The sequence below is a fragment of the Rudaea cellulosilytica DSM 22992 genome (assembly GCF_000378125.1).
Lineage (GTDB): Bacteria > Pseudomonadota > Gammaproteobacteria > Xanthomonadales > Rhodanobacteraceae > Rudaea > Rudaea cellulosilytica.
The window spans coordinates 430,007-447,543 of record NZ_KB899242.1; the positions used below are offsets into that span (position 1 = coordinate 430,007).

The window sequence follows — 17,537 nt, forward strand, 5'->3', positions numbered from 1 at the left end:
CGATCAGCCTTTCATCGAATCGAGTTCGCCGACGTTGATCGTCGCGCGGTTGCGGAACAGGGTGACAAGGATCGCCAGGCCGATCGCCGACTCCGCCGCCGCCACGGTCAAGATGAAGAACACGAACACCTGTCCGTCGACGTTACCGAGGAAGCGCGAGAAGGCGACGAAGTTCGTGTTGACCGCGAGCAGCATCAGCTCGATCGACATCAACAGCACAATGACGTTCTTGCGGTTGATGAAGATGCCTGCCACGGAAATGCAGAACAGGATTGTGCCGAGCACGATGTAGTGCGATAGGGTGATCATGGCGTGCCTCCCTTGCTCGCGCTTTCCATCTTGACGATGCGCACGCGCTCGCTCGCCTTGACCGCGACCTGCTTCGCCGGATCTTGCGACTTGACGCCGACGCGGCGACGCAGGGTCAGCATGACCGCTGCAATGAGGGCCACGGTCAGGATCACGGCGGCGACTTCGAACGGCAGCAGGAACTGGGTGAACAATGCCTTGCCGAGCCACGCGGTGTTCGACGCACCCGCGGGATCGGCCGGCAGCGCCTGCGCCGACATCGTCTTGAGGCCGATCAGGCCGAGCATCTCGACCAGCATCACGACCGCGACGATCGCGCCGATCGGCAGATAACGCACGAAACCTTCGCGCAGCGGCTCGACCTTGATATCGAGCATCATGACGACGAACAGGAACAGCACCATGACCGCGCCGACGTAGACGAGCACGAGCGCGATCGCGAGGAACTCGGCCTGCAGCAGCAGCCACAGCGCGGCGGCGGTGAAGAACGTCAGCACGAGCAGCAGCGCCGCGTGCACGGAATTCTTCACCGTGATGACGCCGAGCGCGGCGACGGTCAGCACCGTGGCGAACAGGTAGAACAGGATCAGTTCAAAACTCATGTATGCCTCACCGATACGCGGCGTCTTGCGCGCGCGCCGCTGCGATTTCCTTCTCGAAACGATCGCCGATCGCAAGCAGTTGGGGCTTGGTCACGATGTTCTCGCCGCGCTTCTCGAAGTGGTACTCGTGGATGTTGGTCTCGACGATCGAGTCGACCGGGCAGCTTTCCTCGCAGAAGCCGCAGTAGATGCACTTGAACAAGTCGATGTCGTAGCGCGTCGTGCGGCGCGTACCGTCAGCGCGCTGCTCGGAGTCGATCGTGATCGCCAGGGCCGGGCACACCGCCTCGCACAACTTGCAGGCGATGCAGCGCTCCTCGCCGTTCGGATAGCGGCGCAACGCATGCAGTCCGCGGAAACGATTCGACTGCGGAATCTTTTCCATCGGATAGCGCATCGTGTACTTCGGCTTGAACATGTACTTGCCGGTCAGCGCGAGGCCCTTGAGCAACTCGAGCAGGAACAGGCTTTTGAAATAGCGAACGACAGCGGTCATTTCATTACACCTTGCCTGGGCCGACGATATCGAAGTACACCAGGCAGCCCGCAACGAGCACCCAGACGATCGTGATCGGCACGAAGACTTTCCAACCCAGACGCATGATCTGGTCGTAGCGGTAGCGCGGGAACGCGGCGCGGAACCAGAGATAGAAGAACGCGAAGAAGAACGCCTTGACGAACAGCCACCACCAGCCCGGCGCGCCGAGGAATCCCCACGACACCGGAAAGATCGAATTCCAGCCGCCCAGGAACAGCACCGAGGCGAGGAACGAAATCAGGATCATGTTCGCGTATTCGGTGAGGAAGAACACCGCGAACGGCGCGCCCGAATACTCGACGTGGAAGCCGGCGACGATTTCAGATTCGCCCTCGGCCACGTCGAACGGCGCGCGGTTGGTTTCGGCGACGCCGGAAATGAAGTAAACGAGGAACAGCGGAAACAGCGGCAACCAGAATCCGTTGAAGATTCCCCAGTTGCCGCCTTGCGCACGCACGATGTCGGACAGATTCAAGCTGCCCGCGCAGATCAGAACGCCGACGAGCGCCATGCCCATCGCGATTTCGTAAGAAACCACCTGCGCGGCCGAGCGCATCGCACCGAGCATCGCGTATTTCGAGTTCGACGACCAGCCGGCGAGGATGATGCCGTAGACGCCGAGCGAGGTCATCGCGAGCAGATAGAGCAGGCCCGCATTGACGTCGGCGAGCACGACCTTGTCATCGAACGGCACGACCGCCCAAGCGGCGAACGCCGGCACGAGCGCGATCAGCGGCGCGACCACGAACAGGAATTTGCTCGCCGCCTGCGGCATGAAGTATTCCTTCAGCAGCAGCTTGAACACGTCGGCAAAGGTCTGCGCGAGACCCGCGGGACCGACGCTGTTCGGCCCCATGCGCACGTGCATCCAGCCGAGCACCTTGCGCTCCCACCAGACGTAAAGCGCGACCGTGAGGATCACCGGCACCGCGATCGCGAGGATGCAGAGCACGAGCCAGACGACAAGGCCGAACGTGCCAGCGTGAGCGATCAGCGGATCGTGAATCCAGGAATGGAAGAAATTGGAAAGCACGCCGTCAGGCCCTCGTTATCGTCAGTGCGCCGCCATTGCCCGGCAGCGCGCGCGTCTGCTTCCAGGTCTTTTCGATCCACGCCCCGCCGCGCGGCACCGCGCGTGTCACCACGACCGGCAGCTCCACCGTCGCGGCGCCGGCGCTGACCTTCGCTCTGCCGCCATTGCCCAGGCCGAGCGCCAACGCGTCTTCCGGGTGCAGACCGAGCGAGCATTCGCCGGTAAGCGGATGCGCCTGCAGCGCCGGCGAACGACGCACGATCGCATCGCTGCGATAGATCGGCACGGTCGAGATGCGTTCGAACACACCTACTCCGACCGAGGCCGTCGTCGAAGCAGCCAGGGCGCCCGTCGGCGCCGCTGAAGATTTCGTCGCAACCGCATCGGCGATCGACGCACAGACTTCGCTGAACTCGGTGAAGCCGAATCCGGGTAAGCCCAGCGCGGCACCGAGCGCACGCAGTACCTTCCAGCCAGGCCGCGCTTCGCCCGGTAGCTTTGCGCCGGCAGTGACGGTCTGTACGACACCGTCGACGTTCACGTAGCTGCCGTCGATTTCCGGCGGCAGGCCGACCGGTAGCACGACTTGCGCCGTACGTTTCACGCCGTTGCAGGCAAACGCGCCGATATAGACGGCAAACGGCGCGTTGTCGCGCGCGACATCGTAGGCCGCCGGTGAGCTCGTGTCTTCGGCACCGAGGTGATAGCTGATCAGCGCCTTGGTCGGCTGTGCGAGCAGCGCCGCGGCATTGCGGCCGTTCGTGCGCGGCTGCACGCCGACGCGAGCGAGGCCGAGCGCATTCGCGCCGTCGGCAAGTTCGTTGAACGCGCTGTCCGTCGCCTGGGCGAGACACTTCGCGAGCGCGCGCAGCAGCGAAGCCTGGGCATGATGCACGGCGTCGTTGCCGAACATCAGCACCGAACCGCTCGCCTCGTGCAGCGCCTTGACCGTGGCGCGATGCGCATCGGCTGGCTTCGCCGCATCGACTGCGGACGCAAGATTTGCCGGCACATTCGCGCCGTTTTCACGTGCCGCCGCGACCAGCGCCGCGAGCTCACCCACCAACTGCGACGGCAGCACGATGGCTTTGCCGCCGAGGTGGAAATCGAAATTGAAATCGTAGTCGAGCACGTTGACCGCGAACACTTTCGCGCCATGCTTCCACGCCTTGCGAATGCGATGGCCGAGCAGCGGCGCATCGTGGCGCGGGTTGCTGCCGACCAGCAGCACGGCGCCGGCTTTTTCGATCTGCGCGAGCGGCGTTTCGAACGTCGCGCCCGTGGGGCCGCCGTCGGCGAAGTCGGCGACGCGCAGGCGATGGTCGATATTGTCGCTGCCGAGGCCGCGCACGATCTGCGCGAGCAGATGGCCTTCTTCACTCGACACGTATGGAGCGACGAGCGCACCGACATCGGCGCCGTGCTTCTTCAAACCATCGGCGGCGAAGGCAATTGCCTCCTGCCACGACGTTTCGACGAGCTCTCCGTTCTTGCGCACCATCGGCTTGGTCGCCCGGTCTTGCGCGTACAGGCCCTGATGCGAGTAGCGGTCGCGATCCGACAGCCAGCATTCGTTGATCGCTTCGTTGTCGCGCGGCACCGTGCGCAGCACTTCGCCGCGGCGCGTGTGCAGCCAGAGGTTCGAGGCCAGCGCGTCGTGGTAGCCGATCGATTCGCGCGCGATCAGTTCCCACGCGCGCGCCTTGAAGCGGAATACCTTGTTCGTAAGCGCGCCGACCGGACAGACGTCGATGATGTTGCCGCCGAGCTCGCTGTCGATCGTCTTGCCGATGTAGGTGCCGATCTCCAGATTTTCGCCGCGACCCATGCCGCCGAGTTCCGGCGAGCCGGCCACTTCGGTCATGAAGCGCACGCAGCGCGTGCACTGGATGCAGCGCGTCATCTCTGTTTCGATCAGCGGGCCGAGATCTTCGTCAGGCACGACGCGCTTGCGTTCGACGAAGCGCGAGACCGAGCGGCCGTAGCCCATCGACAGGTCTTGCAGCTCGCATTCGCCGCCCTGGTCGCAGATCGGGCAGTCGAGCGGATGGTTGATCAGCAGGAATTCCATGACGTTGCGCTGCGCCGACAACGCCTTCTGCGAAGCGGTCTTGATCTTCATGCCCTCGGCGACCGGAGTCGCGCACGCGGGCTGCGGCTTCGGCATCGGCTTGCCGCCCATCTCGACCTCGACCATGCACATGCGGCAGTTCGCGGCGATCGGCAGCTTCTCGTGATAGCAGAAACGCGGGATCGGAATGCCGGCCTTGTCGGCACCGGCGATGATCATCGAATTCTTCGGCACCTGCAGTGCCTTGCCGTCGATCTCGATATTGACGAAATCGGGCGGCGCGGCGGGGGAAGTGGGTTGAGCGCTCATGCCGCCACTCCCATCGGCGCATCGACAATGCTGCGGCCGTTCTTGATGTAGTACTCGAATTCGCTCCAGAACTGGCGAAGGAAGCCTTGCACCGGCCACGCGGCGGCTTCGCCGAACGCGCAAATCGTATGGCCTTCGATCTGGCCGGCGGCCTGCTTGAGCATGTCGAGGTCGCCAAGCTCCGCCTTGCCATCGACGATGCGCGTGAGCATGCGGTACATCCAGCCCGTGCCTTCGCGACACGGCGTGCACTGACCGCAGGACTCGGCATAGTAGAAACGACTGATGCGATGGCAGGCGCGCACCATGCACGTCGTTTCGTCCATCACGATGACCGCGCCGGAACCGAGGCCCGATCCGGCCTTCTGGATCGCGTCGTAGTCCATCGTCAAGCCCATCATCGTCTCGGCTTTGAGCACGGGCATCGACGAGCCGCCCGGAATCACGGCCTTGAGCTTGTTGCCGTTGCGCACGCCGCCGGCCATTTCGAGCAGTTCGGAGAACGGCGTGCCGAGCTTGATCTCGTAGTTGCCCGGCTTGTTGACATGACCCGATACGGAAAAGATCTTCGGGCCGCCGTTGTTCGGCTTGCCTTGCGCAAGAAACCACTCGGCGCCCTTGTTGAGGATCGTCGGCACCGACGCGTAAGTCTCGGTATTGTTGATCGTGGTCGGCTTGCCGTAGAGGCCGAAGCCGGCCGGGAACGGCGGCTTGAACCGCGGCTGGCCCTTCTTGCCTTCCAGCGATTCCATCAGCGCGGTCTCTTCGCCGCAGATGTAGGCGCCGGCACCGAGTGCGGTGTAGATGTCGCAGTCGATGCCGCTACCGCCGATGTTCTTGCCGAGCAGGCCCGCCGCGTATGCCTCTTTCAGCGCCGCCTCGAAGTGCTCGAACGGTTCATGGTGGAACTCGCCGCGCAGGTAGTTGTAGGCGACGGTCGAACCGGTTGCGTAACAAGCGATCGCCAAGCCTTCGACAACCGAGTGCGGATTGAAGCGCAGAATGTCTCGGTCCTTGCAAGTACCCGGCTCGGACTCGTCCGAATTGCACAGGATGTACTTCTGCATCGTGCCCTTCGGCATGAAGGACCACTTCAAGCCGGTCGGGAAGCCCGCGCCGCCGCGGCCGCGCAGCGAACTCTTCTTCAGCTCGTCGACGATCGAGGCCGGATCGGGCTTGTCGGCGAGAATCTTCTTCCACGCCTTGTAGCCGTCGACTTTCAGATAGCTGTCCATCGACCAGGGCTGATCGAAATGCAGCGTCGTGTAGACGACTTGGTGTTCCTGCGGTGCGGGGCCAACAGACATGCTTTTTACCTTTTAGCTCTTGCTCCTCATTCCAACGCAAATCTGGAATGACGGAATTGTTCTTGCTTGCTCGTGCGGTTACTTCAGACCGTCCAAAATCTTGTCCACCGACTCCGGCGTCAGCTTCTCGTGATAATGGCCGTTGACCACCATCATCGGCGCGCCGCAACAGGCCGCGAGGCATTCCTCTTCCTGCTTCAGGTAGACGCGACCGTCGGGGGTCGACTCGCCGACCTTGATGCCGAGCTTCTTCTCGCAGTGCTTGAGGACATCCTCGCCGCCATTGAGCCAGCACGAGATGTTCGTGCACACGGCAACGTTGTTGCGCCCGACCGGCGTGGTCTCGAACATCGAATAGAAGCTCGCCACCTCGTAACCCCATACCGCGGGCAGGCCGAGATACTTGGTCACCGCCGTGATCAACTCGTCGGTCAGAAAGCCGCCGTTTTGTTCCTGGGCCGCGAACAATGCCTGGATCAGCGCCGAGCGTTTGCGGTCGGGCGGAAACTTGGTCAGCCAGTGGTCGATGTGCTCGCGCGTGTGCGCGTTGAGCGCGACGAGCGGATCGACGTCCTTGACTTCGGCGTAGTGATTGGTTGCTTTCATCGATCGACTTCTCCGAAGACGAGGTCGTAGGTGCCGATCATCGCGACGACGTCGGGCAGCATGTGGCCGCGCACGATCGCGTCCATCGACGACAGATGGGCGAAGCCCGGTGCGCGCAGCTTGACGCGGAACGGCTTGTTCGCGCCGTCGGAAATCAGATAGCAGCCGAATTCTCCTTTCGGTGCCTCGACCGCGGCGTAGGTCTCCCCCGCCGGTACGCTGTAGCCTTCGCTGAACAGCTTGAAGTGGTGGATCAAGGCTTCCATGTCATCCTTCATTTCCTCGCGGCTCGGCGGCGCAACCTTGAAGTTGCGCACGATCACCTCGCCCGGATTCTTCTTCAGCCAGTCCACGCACTGCGCGATGATGCGGTTGGACTGGCGCATCTCCTCGACGCGCACGAGGTAACGGTCGTAGCAGTCGCCTTGCACACCGACCGGGATGTCGAAATCCATCTTGTCGTACATCGCGTAAGGCTGCTTCTTGCGCAGGTCCCACTCGATGCCGGAGCCGCGCAGCATCGCGCCGGTCATGCCCCAGGCCAGCGCCTGTTCGGGCGGCACCACGCCGATGCCGACCGTACGCTGCTTCCAGATGCGGTTGTCGGTCAGCAGCGTTTCGTACTCGTCAACCTTGCTCGGGAAATCCTTGGTGAAGGCGTCAAGGAAATCGAGCATCGAACCTTCGCGCCATTCGTTGCGGCGCTTGAGGTCGCTGCCCTTGTGCCAACGCGATTCCTTGTACTGCGGCATGCGATCGGGCAGATCGCGATAGACACCGCCGGGACGATAGTAGGTCGCGTGCATGCGCGCGCCCGACACCGCCTCGTAGCAGTCCATCAGCTCCTCGCGCTCGCGGAACGCATACAGGAACACCGCCATTGCGCCGAGGTCGAGCGCGTTCGAGCCGATCCACATCAAGTGATTGAGGATGCGCGTGATCTCGTCGAACATCGTGCGAATGTATTGCGCGCGCACCGGCGCTTCGATGTCGAGCAGTTTTTCGATCGCACGCACGTAGGCGTGCTCGTTGCACATCATCGACACGTAGTCGAGGCGGTCCATGTAGCCGATCGACTGGTTGAACGGCTTCGACTCGGCCAGCTTCTCGGTGCCGCGATGGAGCAAGCCGACATGCGGATCGGCACGCTGGATCACCTCGCCGTCGAGCTCGAGCACGAGGCGCAGCACACCGTGCGCCGCGGGATGCTGCGGGCCGAAGTTGATCGTGTAGTTCTTGATTTCTTGCATGGTGGAGGTACGCCTGTCTACTTCGCCGCGGCGTTCGCCGCACCTTCCGCCTGGGCCTGGTCGTAACGCGAATCGTCGCGCACGACGCGTGGCACGCCGACGCGCGGCTCGACGCTGGTCACCGGCTCGTAGATCACGCGGCCGAGCGCCTCGTCGTAGCGCACCTCGACATTGCCGATCAGCGGGAAATCTTTGCGGAACGGATGGCCGACGAAGCCGTAATCGGTGAGGATGCGACGCAGGTCCGGATGGCCGTCGAAGATAATGCCGAACAGATCGAACGCCTCGCGCTCGAACCAGTTCACGCCGGGCCAGATTCCAGTCAACGACGGCACCACCGGCAGCGCATCGTCCTGCGCATGGCAGCGAATGCGTACACGCTGGTTGTTCTTGATCGAGAGCAGATGCGCGACGGCGGCGAAACGTCGCGATGGAATCGCTGCGACCTTGATGCCCGCGGCACTGCCATGTTCCGAAGTCAGCGTCTCGCCCCACTTGAAGCGCCCGGCCCCGCGGCCTTCGACGCCACGGCTGAACCCGGTCGAGGTGACGTCGCGGGTGTCCCACTCGTCGTCGCCGTAGCTAAGATAATCGACACCGCAGACGTCGATGCACTGCTCGAAATGGAAATCGGCCTCGTCACGCAGTGCCTGCGCGACCGCGAGCCAGTTTTCCGGCAACACCTCGACGCTGGTTTCGCCGAATGATTCGCTGGCCGAAATGATCTTGTCGCCGAGTCGCGCGGCGATGCGTTGCGCAAGCGTGCTCGGCGCCGCGGGCGCCTCGGCAGAGGTGGCGGGCGTATCGGTCATGTGCGCGCGATGATGTTGCTGTTGATGACCTGCTTCTGCGGTGACTCGCTCGTCATGATCTGTCTCTCGCCGATCGGACTCGAACGGCGGATTTTCTTCTGCAATTGCAGGATGCCGTAGATCAGCGCCTCTGCGGTCGGCGGACAGCCCGGCACGTAGACGTCAACCGGCACGATGCGGTCGCAGCCACGCACGACGGCGTAGGAATAATGGTAGTAGCCGCCGCCGTTCGCGCACGAACCCATCGAGATGACCCACTTCGGATCGGGCATCTGGTCGTAGACGCGACGCAGCGCCGGCGCCATCTTGTTGACCAGCGTGCCGGCAACGATCATCACGTCGGACTGGCGCGGACTCGGGCGGAACACGACGCCGTAGCGGTCCAGGTCGAGACGCGCAGCGCCGGCGTGCATCATCTCGACTGCACAACAGGCCAAGCCAAACGTCATCGGCCACATCGAACCGGTGCGCGCCCAGTTGATGAGCGTGTCCGCTGATGTCGTCAAAAATCCGCGCTGCAGGAGCGGATTTTCTCCGTCCGGACGCAAAATATCTTCCACCGGCCCGGTCGCGACCGGATTGGTGAACAGGTGTTTCTCGATTGTGGTTTCGGTATTACTCATTCCCACTCCAACGCGCCCTTCTTCCAGCAATAGACGAAACCGAGCAGCAGCAGCGCCAGAAACATCGCCATCTCGACCAGCGCGACGAGACCGATCTGCTTGAATACGACCGCCCACGGGAACAGGAACGCGATTTCCAGATCGAACAGGATGAACAGGATCGCGATCAGGTAGTAGCGCACGTCGAACTGCATGCGCGCGTCTTCGAAGGCTTCGAAACCGCATTCGTACGCTTCAGACTTTTCCTTGTTCTTGCTGCGCGGACCGAGCACGGCGCCGACCAGCAACAAAGCGATACCGATACCGCCGGCAACGATAAGGAACAGTAGAATCGGAAAATATTCAGCCAGCACGCAAAGCCTCCGCCCATCCTTCAATTGTCCGAAAAAATCCATCCCGGATTTTTTCGGACGCGCCGAATCCGGTACACGCCCGGACTCAGCTGCGCGAGCGCGTTGCACCCGCATCAGACCATCCCTGGTCAGGAAATTCCACAAGCTTGCGGAGTTTCCCGACACATCAGCGACCGCACAGCGCGGTCAATCCAGAAAAACGGTCGAACCCGACTACACGGCGCAAGCCGCATCGCGAGGGAAAGACGACGAATCTGCACCGGGAGCCGCGCAAACGGCAGCGGCTCAACTTGAATATGATAGTCCGCGCGTTCAGTCTTGCCAACGCTTGCGCGACGCAACAACTTGTGATGATCGCGGCGCGCGACAAGGCGCCGCGGGGCCGCCAGCCGTGGCTTGCATGTATTCTTTTGTCATTACCCATCCGAGATCAGCCTATGTCACGTCGCAAGCTCGTCGCCGGAAACTGGAAGATGCACGGCTCGCGCGCCTCCGCGCACGAGCTGGTCGATGCGATCGCCCGGGCAGGCGCGTCGAATGCGCTCGACGCCGTCGACATCGCCATCCTGCCGCCGCACGTCTATTTGGCCGAACTGGTCGCACGCCACGCCGACACGCGCCTGATCTTCGGCGCCCAGGACGTGAGCGAGCATCAGCAAGGCGCGTACACAGGCGAAACCGCCGCGATCATGGTCAAGGACGTTGGCGCCACGCATACGCTCGTCGGCCATTCCGAACGCCGCACGCTGCACCACGAGAACGCGTTCTGCGTCGCCGAAAAGTTCGCGCGCGCGCAAGCGGCCGGGCTGGTCCCTATCCTGTGCATCGGTGAAACGCTGGAACAGCGCGATCGCGGCCAAGCCTTCGTGGTGGTCGCCGAGCAGCTCGGCGCGACTATGGCCGCATCCGGCGTCGGCGCGCTCGAAAACGCCGTCGTCGCCTACGAGCCGGTCTGGGCGATCGGCACGGGCCGCACCGCCACGCCCGCGCAGGCGCAGGAAATGCACGCGTTCATCCGTAGCAAAGTCGCAGAACTGGATGCTAGAATAGCCGGCTCGCTCCGCATACTTTATGGCGGTAGTGTCAAGCCGGGCAATGCGGCCGAGCTGTTCGCGCAGGCGGACATCGACGGCGGACTGATCGGCGGCGCTTCGCTCGTTGCTGCGGATTTCCTCGCGATCTGCGCCGCGGCGCAATCCTGATTCACTGGATCCAAAAATGGTTCTCACTCTGTTCAACATTGTCTACGTGCTCATCGCGATCGCGATGGCCATCCTGATCCTGCTCCAGCGCGGAGCCGGTGCACAGGCCGGTTCGGGCTTCGGGGGCGGCGCCTCGGGCACCGTGTTCGGCTCGCGCGGCGCGAGCAATTTCCTCTCGCGCAGCACGGCGATCCTCGCCACGATCTTCTTCCTGCTCAGCCTCACGATGGCCTGGTACCTGAAGAACGCCGGCACGCTGACGCCCGCCGCCAGCGACCTCGGCGTCATGGGCGCGCTCGAAACCCCGAAGGCTCCTGCGCAGCCGGCGGCCCCCGCCGCCAGTGGCGACGTGCCTGCCGCGCCCGTGGCCGGCTCCGCCGCCCCGGCAGCCCAATCCGACGTGCCCGCCGCGCCCGCACCCGCGGCGACCACGCCGCCGGCCAAGCAAGGCGACGCCCCGGCGAAGTCCGCGGAAGCCAAGACCGAAGCTAAGAAAGAAGCGCCGAAAAAGCATTGATGCCTTTACCGGCGCGAGCCGGGACGGGTATCATATGCGGCTCGCAATGCGCCGGTTCGGCCGGCGCATCCAGTCGAAACAAATTGCCCAGGTGGCGGAATTGGTAGACGCACTACCTTGAGGTGGTAGCGCCGTAAGGTGTGGGGGTTCGAGTCCCCCCTTGGGCACCAATACATAGTCCGGATCGGCACGCGCCAGCCGGAAATTCAAAAACCCGTCGATTGGCGGGTTTTTTTGCGCCCGCATATCTTCGTGTTCGGCCACCCGTCGCTGCATCGGCGAAAGGGTTTGCAATCTCGTCGCAATGCCGACGCGGAATTTTGGCCGCTCCGTTCAGTCGAGCTGCAGTTCGCCATGCATCAATTCGACCACGCGACCACCAACATGGATGCGCTTGTGTTCATCCACGCTCAAACGCAGCAGACACGGCCGCCCGGTTGCCGCCCCCTGATGTACGTCGAAGGCCAACGGCACCGCTGCGCCGTCGGCAAGCAGGTAACCGCCTAGGTTCGCGCAGGCCGAGCCGGTACCGGGATCTTCGAAGATCGCGCTGGCGTGGCCCCAGAAGTAGCGGCTAACCATACGCGTCGCGTCATCCAGCGCGTAGACATAGGCCTGCGCCTCGCGCGCGTTGCTGCAATATTCTGCAAAGGCATCGAGCCGCGGCTGCGCACGCGCCACCGCATCGACGCTCGCCAATGGCACGATCAATTGCTCGACACCTGCATTCATCCACAACGGCGCGCCGGCGATGTCATCCTCGTTCAACCTGAGCGCCCGCGCGAGCTGCCCGCGCGAATATTCGTAGGCGCGGTGGGTCGGAATATTTGCGGTCAGCGTCCACGCGTCGCCCTGCGCGACGACCGGGATGACACCGGCATTGAGGTGAAGGCGCAGCGCATCACCTGCCCGTCCCAGCGCACGCAGCACATGCGCCGTGCCGAGTGTCGGATGGCCGGCGAACGGCATCTCGAAGGTCGTGGTGAAGATGCGCACGCGCGCGTCGGCGTCGGTCGACGGCAACACAAACGTCGTTTCCGAGAGATTGAACTGCAGTGCGATCTGCTGCATCTCCATCTCGCTCAAACCCTGCGCATTTTCGATCACTGCCAGCGGATTGCCGCTGAGCCGCGACGCCGAAGTCGCCGCGGCAGCGGCGAAGACATTGACGACGCGAAAGCGATAGTTGCGGCTCATGGGTGAAAACCGATCGATGGGGGAAGAATACCCTCATCATGTCGGCCGTATCCGCTCGCAGCTATGTCGCCCAGCGCTTGCCGTTGCCGGCCTGGTTCACCGGCAGGCAGCCGTGGTAAGCGCCGGGTATCGCCACGTATTGCAACACCTGCGTCGCACCGGGCTGCGAGGTGAAGAATCCGAGCAAGGCCAATTCCTTGATCGTCAAAATGAAGGAACGCTGATGCGTCGCGGCTGGAGATTCCGTGCGTTGCGGCAGCATCGAGGCGGTACGCACTTCCTGCACGAGCGCTTTCTGCCTTCGCTCCGCTTCGGCGCGCTCGTCGGCAATCGCGGCATCCTGGGATTTCTGCACGAGTGCCTTCTGCTGCCGTGGCTCGAGTTTCACGAACGGCTTGTGATGCGCCGCGCGCGCGGCCGCGTCGAAGTCGTGTGCGCCCTGCACGAAGCGCTCGCGGGCAGTTTGCGAATAGACGTCCTTCAACATGCCGTCGATGAAAGCGGGAATGCCGACGTCGAGCGCACCCGGCGTATCGGTACGCGGAATCATGATGTCGACGATCCGCGAAACGATGGCCAATTCGTTTTCGCCGAGCACCGCGGGCTTCCAGTCCGCCGCGGGTGGTTTGGCGTATCCGTTGAGCACGCCGAAAACCGCCGGCGCGGATACTGCTCCGCCCATCAACAGGGCGACTCGCTGCAACACTTCGCGACGATTCATGCTCTGTTCCTCAGATGTTGCCGCGCTTGAGTTCTTCCACGGCGTGACCGGCTGCGCGCGCGGTCAGTGCCATGTAGGTAAGCGACGGGTTCTGACAGGCCGACGAGGTCATGCAGGAACCATCGGTGACATACACGTTCTTGCACGCGTGCACCTGGTTCCAGCCGTTGAGTACCGAGGTCTTCGGATCGCGCCCCATGCGCGCGGTGCCCATTTCGTGGATGCCAAGGCCGATGCCGTACTCCTCATCGACGATGCGTACGTCGCGGTATCCCGCCGCTTCGAGCATCTCAGCCGCGTCGTTGATCATGTCCTTGCGCATGCGCAGTTCGTTGTCGCGCAGGCGCGCATCGAACGTGAGGATCGGCAGGCCGAATTTGTCCTTCTTGCCGCGGTCGAGGCTCACGCGGTTGTCATGATGCGGCAGGATTTCGCCGAAGCCGCCCATGCCAATGCTCCACGGCCCCGGCGCTTGTGCCTTCTTCTTCAGATCCTCGCCGAGTTCGGTCGCCATTTGCAGGCTGCCCCAGCCCGCGCGCCCCGCTCCTCCCTGGTAGCCGAAGCCGCGCAGGTACTCGCGCTTCTCTTTGCCGAGGTTGCGGTAGCGCGGAATATAGAAACCGTTCGGGCGGCGTCCGGAATAGTAACGATCGTCGAAACCTTCGACCGTGGCACTCGCGCCGGCACCGAGGTGATGGTCCATGATGTTGCAGCCGAGCTCGCCGCTGTCGTTACCGAAGCCGTTCGGGAAACGATCGGAGGTCGAGTTGAGCATGATGTGGCTCGAGCCGAACGTAGACGCACACAGGAAAATCACTTTCGCGAAGTAATCGGTCTGCGCGCCGGTTTCCGCGTCGAGTACGCGCACACCGGTAGCCCTGCCCTTTTTCGCATCGTAGATCAGTTCGTAAACGATCGCATTCGGCACGAGGGTCATGTTGCCGGTCTTCTGCGCCGATGGCAGCGTGCTTGCGTTGCTGCTGAAATAACCACCGAACGGGCAACCGCGGATGCACATGTTGCGATTGCGGCAACTGCTGCGCTGCGGGCTTTCGTTGTGCGTGAGCGGGCCGGTCAGATGTGCAGCGCGGCCGATCGTCATCGCGCGACCGAACTTGTCCTTGAGCTTGCCTTGGAACTCACGCTCGACACAGTTGAGCTCCATCGGCGGCAGAAACTTGCCATCGGGCAATTGCGCCAGTCCCTCGTTTTGGCCGCTGACGCCGATGAAGGTCTCGACATAGTCGTACCACGGCGCGATGTCGGCGTAGCGGATCGGCCAGTCCACGGCGACGCCGTCCTTCGCGTTGCCCTCGAAATCCATCTCACTCCAGCGATAGCTCTGCCGGCCCCACATGATCGAACGGCCGCCGACGTGGTAGCCGCGGATCCAGTCGAAGCGATACTTTTCTTCGTAAGGATTGTCGATGTCGTCGACGAACCAGTGCTTGGAAGCCGGCGTGACCACGTAACCCGTGCGCGCCTGTTTGGCCTGGCGCTCTAAATCGTGCGTCGTGGGCTTGTTGCCATGCTCGAGCTGCCAGGGGTCCTCGGTCGTGGTCGGGTACTCACCATGACGCACCATGCGCCCGCGGTCGAGCACGAGAGTCTTCAGGCCTTTCTCGGTCAATTCCTTGGCGGCCCAGCCGCCGCTGATACCGGTACCAACCACGATCGCATCGTAGGTGTTCTTTTCCATCTCGGGTCTCTGTGCGTCGAATCAGGTGATCGAATGCAGGTAGTCGTAGGCGACCTGTGCCGCCTCGAGCTGGCTCATCCGGGAAAACGGGCCTTCCTGTTCGGCGAAATAATGCTTGAGCCCGGCCGCTTTCGCCGCAGCAAAAATCGGTTTGTAGTCGACCGTGCCGCGGCCGAGTTCCGAGCCCAGCATCTCTTCGCTCATCGGCGCGCCGTTCTTGTTTTTCTTCGGCTGGAAATCCTTGACGTGGATCAGGGGGATGCGGCCCGGGTATTTCTTGAAGTAGTCGACCGGATTGCGTCCGGCGAACACCATCCAGCCGCAGTCGATCTCGAACTGCACCAGCTTGGGATCGGTGTCGTGCCAGACGATGTCGTAACCAACCTCGCCGTTGCCGAGGTCGACGAACTCGCGATCGTGGTTGTGCAGGACGAACTGCAACCCGGCGCGCTTGGCCGCTTCGCCGATTCGATTGGCAACGTCGACCGTGCGTTTGGCTTCCTCGCGGCTCATCGCGGATTTCCATTCAAGCTTGGTCGACATCGCCTTGCCGACCGGCTCGATCAGCGACGAAGCCGCCGCGTAGGTCGCGCCAAGCGCATGCGCCTCGTCGAACGCCTTGCCGAGATTGTCCATGTCGAACTGCAAGTGCGCGCTTGGGCAACGCAAGCCGGCGTCGTCGAGCAGGCGGCGGAACTGCTTCGGCTCGAGGCCGACGAGACCTGCGGCCTCGACTTCCTTGAAGCCGATCTTGCCGAGTTTGTTCAAGGTGCCCGCAGGATCGTGCTTGAGCGTGTCGTTGACCGTCCACAGCTGGATGCCGATCGGCTTGCTCATCGGATTGGCCCAAACGTGGCGCGACAGCCCGGCAGTGGCGAGAGCCGCGCCGGCACCCGCAGCATGGATGAGGAATTGCCTACGCGATTGCTTATTCATCGAACTGAGTTGTGTAAGTCAATTGTCTGACAAATGTACCACGAAGCCGGCGAAACGTTTACCGGCGCACGGCGATCGGTGGGATCAATGGTTTTCCACGCGACGATTCCTCAGATACGCCGCGAGCAGGCCGAACGCGACGATCAGGATCAGCGGCAGCACGACCATGAAGCGCAGCGTCTGCTGCGGCCCTGCGGTATCGATCGATCGACCCATGACCGGCAGCACGCACGACGTCGCCACCATGCCGGCACCACCCAGGATGGACAGCCCGAGCGCTCCGGTCTGCGGTGCGTATTCGGAGACGAAGCCGAGCATGGTCGGCCAGAAGTAGCAGATGCCGACGGCGAAAACGATCGCCGCGAACAGCGTGCTGCCCGGGCCGGACACGGTGCTGTACAGATAGAGCCCGATCGCCGACACGACGGCGGAAGCGAACAGCACACCGATCGGGCTGAGCCGGTGCACCAATGGACCGGCGAAGTAACGTCCGAGCGCCATGATGCCGGTGACCGCGACCAGGATGATGATCGGATCGATTCCGGTCTTGTCGAGCAGCGCGCCGGTGAACTGGTTCGTGCCGAGCTCGGTCGACGCGGTCAGGAACATGCAGAACATCGTGAACGGGAACAGCAGGCTGGTTTTGTTGATGACCAGCGACTCGACCACGATCGCGGCGAGCACGAGGGCGACGACGATCCAGGTCGACGCAGCATTGAAGTCGATCGCGATCGACAGCGATGTGGCGAGGATCATGAAGCCGACCAGCGCAATGATGGTCACCGGCGCACCGACGTGGCGGAACATGTCGCGATACGAAACGCCGCTGGTGACGCGCTCGGTTTCCGGAATCGTTTCGCCGAAGAACAGCCAGCCGTACAGCGCGAGCGGAACGAACAGCACCGCGGCCAGAGCCTGCCAGGGCAAGTTGAGCTGCGACATGAGCAGCCACGACAGCACGCCACCGATCACGATGCCGCCCGGAAACCAGACATGGAAGCGGTTGAGCATCTTGGTCTTGTCGTTCGGAAACAGCGTGGTCACGAGCGGATTGCACGCCGCCTCGACACTGCCGTTGGCGAAACCGATGAATACGTTGGCCGCGAACAGCAGCGTCTTGTCCTTGGCGAACAACAGCACGACGAGGCCGACCAGATGGCAGACAAAGGCGATGCGCAGGACGTTGCGCGTCTTCACCTGGTCAAGAATCGCACCGCCGACGAAGGTGGCGACGGCGAAGCCCCAGAATGCCGGGCCGAACGCCCATCCGATTTCCTCGCGGCTCAATCCGTAGCCGTCGTGGAACACGCCTTCGATCTTCGCGCGCAACGCGAACGTCAGCGAGGTGACGAGCAGCGCGAGGCAGGAAGCGACGAACAGGCGCGAAGCGTTGACGGGCTTCGCCGCCATATACGTTCCCGCTATGGAATTTTCGACCGGTATCGACATCGA

General features: G+C 62.9%; 18 protein-coding genes and 1 tRNA gene. 3 read left to right on the plus strand and 16 right to left on the minus strand.

Translation table 11 applies throughout. The features are described from left to right. Positions 1 to 3: 3 nt before the first annotated feature. The 11 genes from nuoK to F455_RS0111700 all read right to left on the minus strand — a co-directional run bounded on the left by nuoK (position 4) and on the right by F455_RS0111700 (position 9,813). Complete coding sequence (gene nuoK / locus F455_RS0111650) at positions 4 to 309, minus strand: NADH-quinone oxidoreductase subunit NuoK (protein WP_018973469.1); 306 nt, start codon at positions 307 to 309, stop codon at positions 4 to 6. Beyond that, positions 306 to 911 carry an NADH-quinone oxidoreductase subunit J gene (locus F455_RS0111655; RefSeq protein WP_018973470.1) on the minus strand — a complete coding sequence of 202 codons (606 nt, stop codon included), beginning with the start codon at positions 909 to 911 and terminating at the stop codon, positions 306 to 308. The genes nuoK and F455_RS0111655 overlap by 4 nt, the downstream gene beginning before the upstream one ends. Before the next feature lie 7 nt (positions 912 to 918). Further along, a complete protein-coding gene (nuoI, locus tag F455_RS0111660; protein ID WP_018973471.1) occupies positions 919 to 1,407 on the minus strand; it encodes an NADH-quinone oxidoreductase subunit NuoI in 489 nt (162 codons plus the stop codon). Positions 1,408 to 1,411: 4 nt separating this feature from the next. Beyond that, positions 1,412 to 2,440, minus strand: coding sequence for an NADH-quinone oxidoreductase subunit NuoH (gene nuoH, locus F455_RS0111665; protein ID WP_026293315.1), 1,029 nt, complete (start codon positions 2,438 to 2,440; stop codon positions 1,412 to 1,414). Between the two features lie 46 nt (positions 2,441 to 2,486). Then, complete coding sequence (gene nuoG, locus F455_RS0111670; protein WP_018973473.1) at positions 2,487 to 4,862, minus strand: NADH-quinone oxidoreductase subunit NuoG; 2,376 nt, start codon at positions 4,860 to 4,862, stop codon at positions 2,487 to 2,489. After that, a complete protein-coding gene (nuoF, locus tag F455_RS0111675; protein WP_018973474.1) occupies positions 4,859 to 6,169 on the minus strand; it encodes an NADH-quinone oxidoreductase subunit NuoF in 1,311 nt (436 codons plus the stop codon). The genes nuoG and nuoF overlap by 4 nt, the downstream gene beginning before the upstream one ends. A gap of 78 nt (positions 6,170 to 6,247) precedes the next feature. After that, positions 6,248 to 6,775, minus strand: a complete 528-nt coding sequence (nuoE, locus tag F455_RS0111680; RefSeq protein WP_018973475.1) for an NADH-quinone oxidoreductase subunit NuoE — start codon at positions 6,773 to 6,775, stop codon at positions 6,248 to 6,250. Further along, positions 6,772 to 8,025, minus strand: coding sequence for an NADH-quinone oxidoreductase subunit D (locus F455_RS0111685; protein ID WP_018973476.1), 1,254 nt, complete (start codon positions 8,023 to 8,025; stop codon positions 6,772 to 6,774). The genes nuoE and F455_RS0111685 overlap by 4 nt, the downstream gene beginning before the upstream one ends. A gap of 17 nt (positions 8,026 to 8,042) precedes the next feature. Further along, entirely contained in the window at positions 8,043 to 8,837 is a 795-nt protein-coding gene (locus F455_RS0111690; protein ID WP_018973477.1) for an NADH-quinone oxidoreductase subunit C, read from the minus strand. Beyond that, positions 8,834 to 9,460: a NuoB/complex I 20 kDa subunit family protein gene (locus F455_RS20685; RefSeq protein WP_018973478.1), complete on the minus strand. Its 627-nt coding sequence runs from the start codon at positions 9,458 to 9,460 to the stop codon at positions 8,834 to 8,836. Before F455_RS20685 ends, F455_RS0111690 begins: the two co-directional genes overlap by 4 nt. Continuing rightward, a complete protein-coding gene (locus F455_RS0111700) occupies positions 9,457 to 9,813 on the minus strand; it encodes an NADH-quinone oxidoreductase subunit A (RefSeq protein WP_018973479.1) in 357 nt (118 codons plus the stop codon). The genes F455_RS20685 and F455_RS0111700 overlap by 4 nt, the downstream gene beginning before the upstream one ends. 437 nt (positions 9,814 to 10,250) lie before the next feature. Here F455_RS0111700 and tpiA point away from each other — a divergent pair, with 437 nt between their 5' ends. From tpiA to F455_RS0111715, 3 genes are all read left to right on the plus strand, one after another. Beyond that, a complete protein-coding gene (gene tpiA / locus F455_RS0111705) occupies positions 10,251 to 11,015 on the plus strand; it encodes a triose-phosphate isomerase (protein WP_018973480.1) in 765 nt (254 codons plus the stop codon). A 16-nt stretch (positions 11,016 to 11,031) separates the two neighbouring features. After that, complete coding sequence (secG, locus tag F455_RS0111710) at positions 11,032 to 11,532, plus strand: preprotein translocase subunit SecG (protein WP_018973481.1); 501 nt, start codon at positions 11,032 to 11,034, stop codon at positions 11,530 to 11,532. An 85-nt stretch (positions 11,533 to 11,617) separates the two neighbouring features. Then, a tRNA-Leu gene (locus F455_RS0111715) sits at positions 11,618 to 11,702 on the plus strand. A gap of 163 nt (positions 11,703 to 11,865) precedes the next feature. Here the strand turns inward: F455_RS0111715 and F455_RS0111720 are convergent. The 5 genes from F455_RS0111720 to F455_RS0111740 all read right to left on the minus strand — a co-directional run bounded on the left by F455_RS0111720 (position 11,866) and on the right by F455_RS0111740 (position 17,495). After that, a complete protein-coding gene (locus F455_RS0111720; RefSeq protein ID WP_018973482.1) occupies positions 11,866 to 12,729 on the minus strand; it encodes a PhzF family phenazine biosynthesis protein in 864 nt (287 codons plus the stop codon). 61 nt (positions 12,730 to 12,790) lie between these two features. Continuing rightward, entirely contained in the window at positions 12,791 to 13,450 is a 660-nt protein-coding gene (locus F455_RS0111725; protein WP_018973483.1) for a gluconate 2-dehydrogenase subunit 3 family protein, read from the minus strand. 10 nt (positions 13,451 to 13,460) lie between these two features. Next, positions 13,461 to 15,149 (minus strand): GMC oxidoreductase, encoded by a 1,689-nt coding sequence (locus tag F455_RS0111730; protein ID WP_018973484.1) that lies wholly within the window; start codon positions 15,147 to 15,149, stop codon positions 13,461 to 13,463. A gap of 21 nt (positions 15,150 to 15,170) precedes the next feature. After that, a complete protein-coding gene (locus F455_RS0111735; protein ID WP_018973485.1) occupies positions 15,171 to 16,085 on the minus strand; it encodes a sugar phosphate isomerase/epimerase family protein in 915 nt (304 codons plus the stop codon). An 84-nt stretch (positions 16,086 to 16,169) separates the two neighbouring features. Further along, on the minus strand, positions 16,170 to 17,495 hold the full coding sequence (locus F455_RS0111740) for an MFS transporter (RefSeq protein ID WP_018973486.1): 1,326 nt from the start codon (positions 17,493 to 17,495) through the stop codon (positions 16,170 to 16,172). Between the last annotated feature and the right edge of the window lie 42 nt (positions 17,496 to 17,537).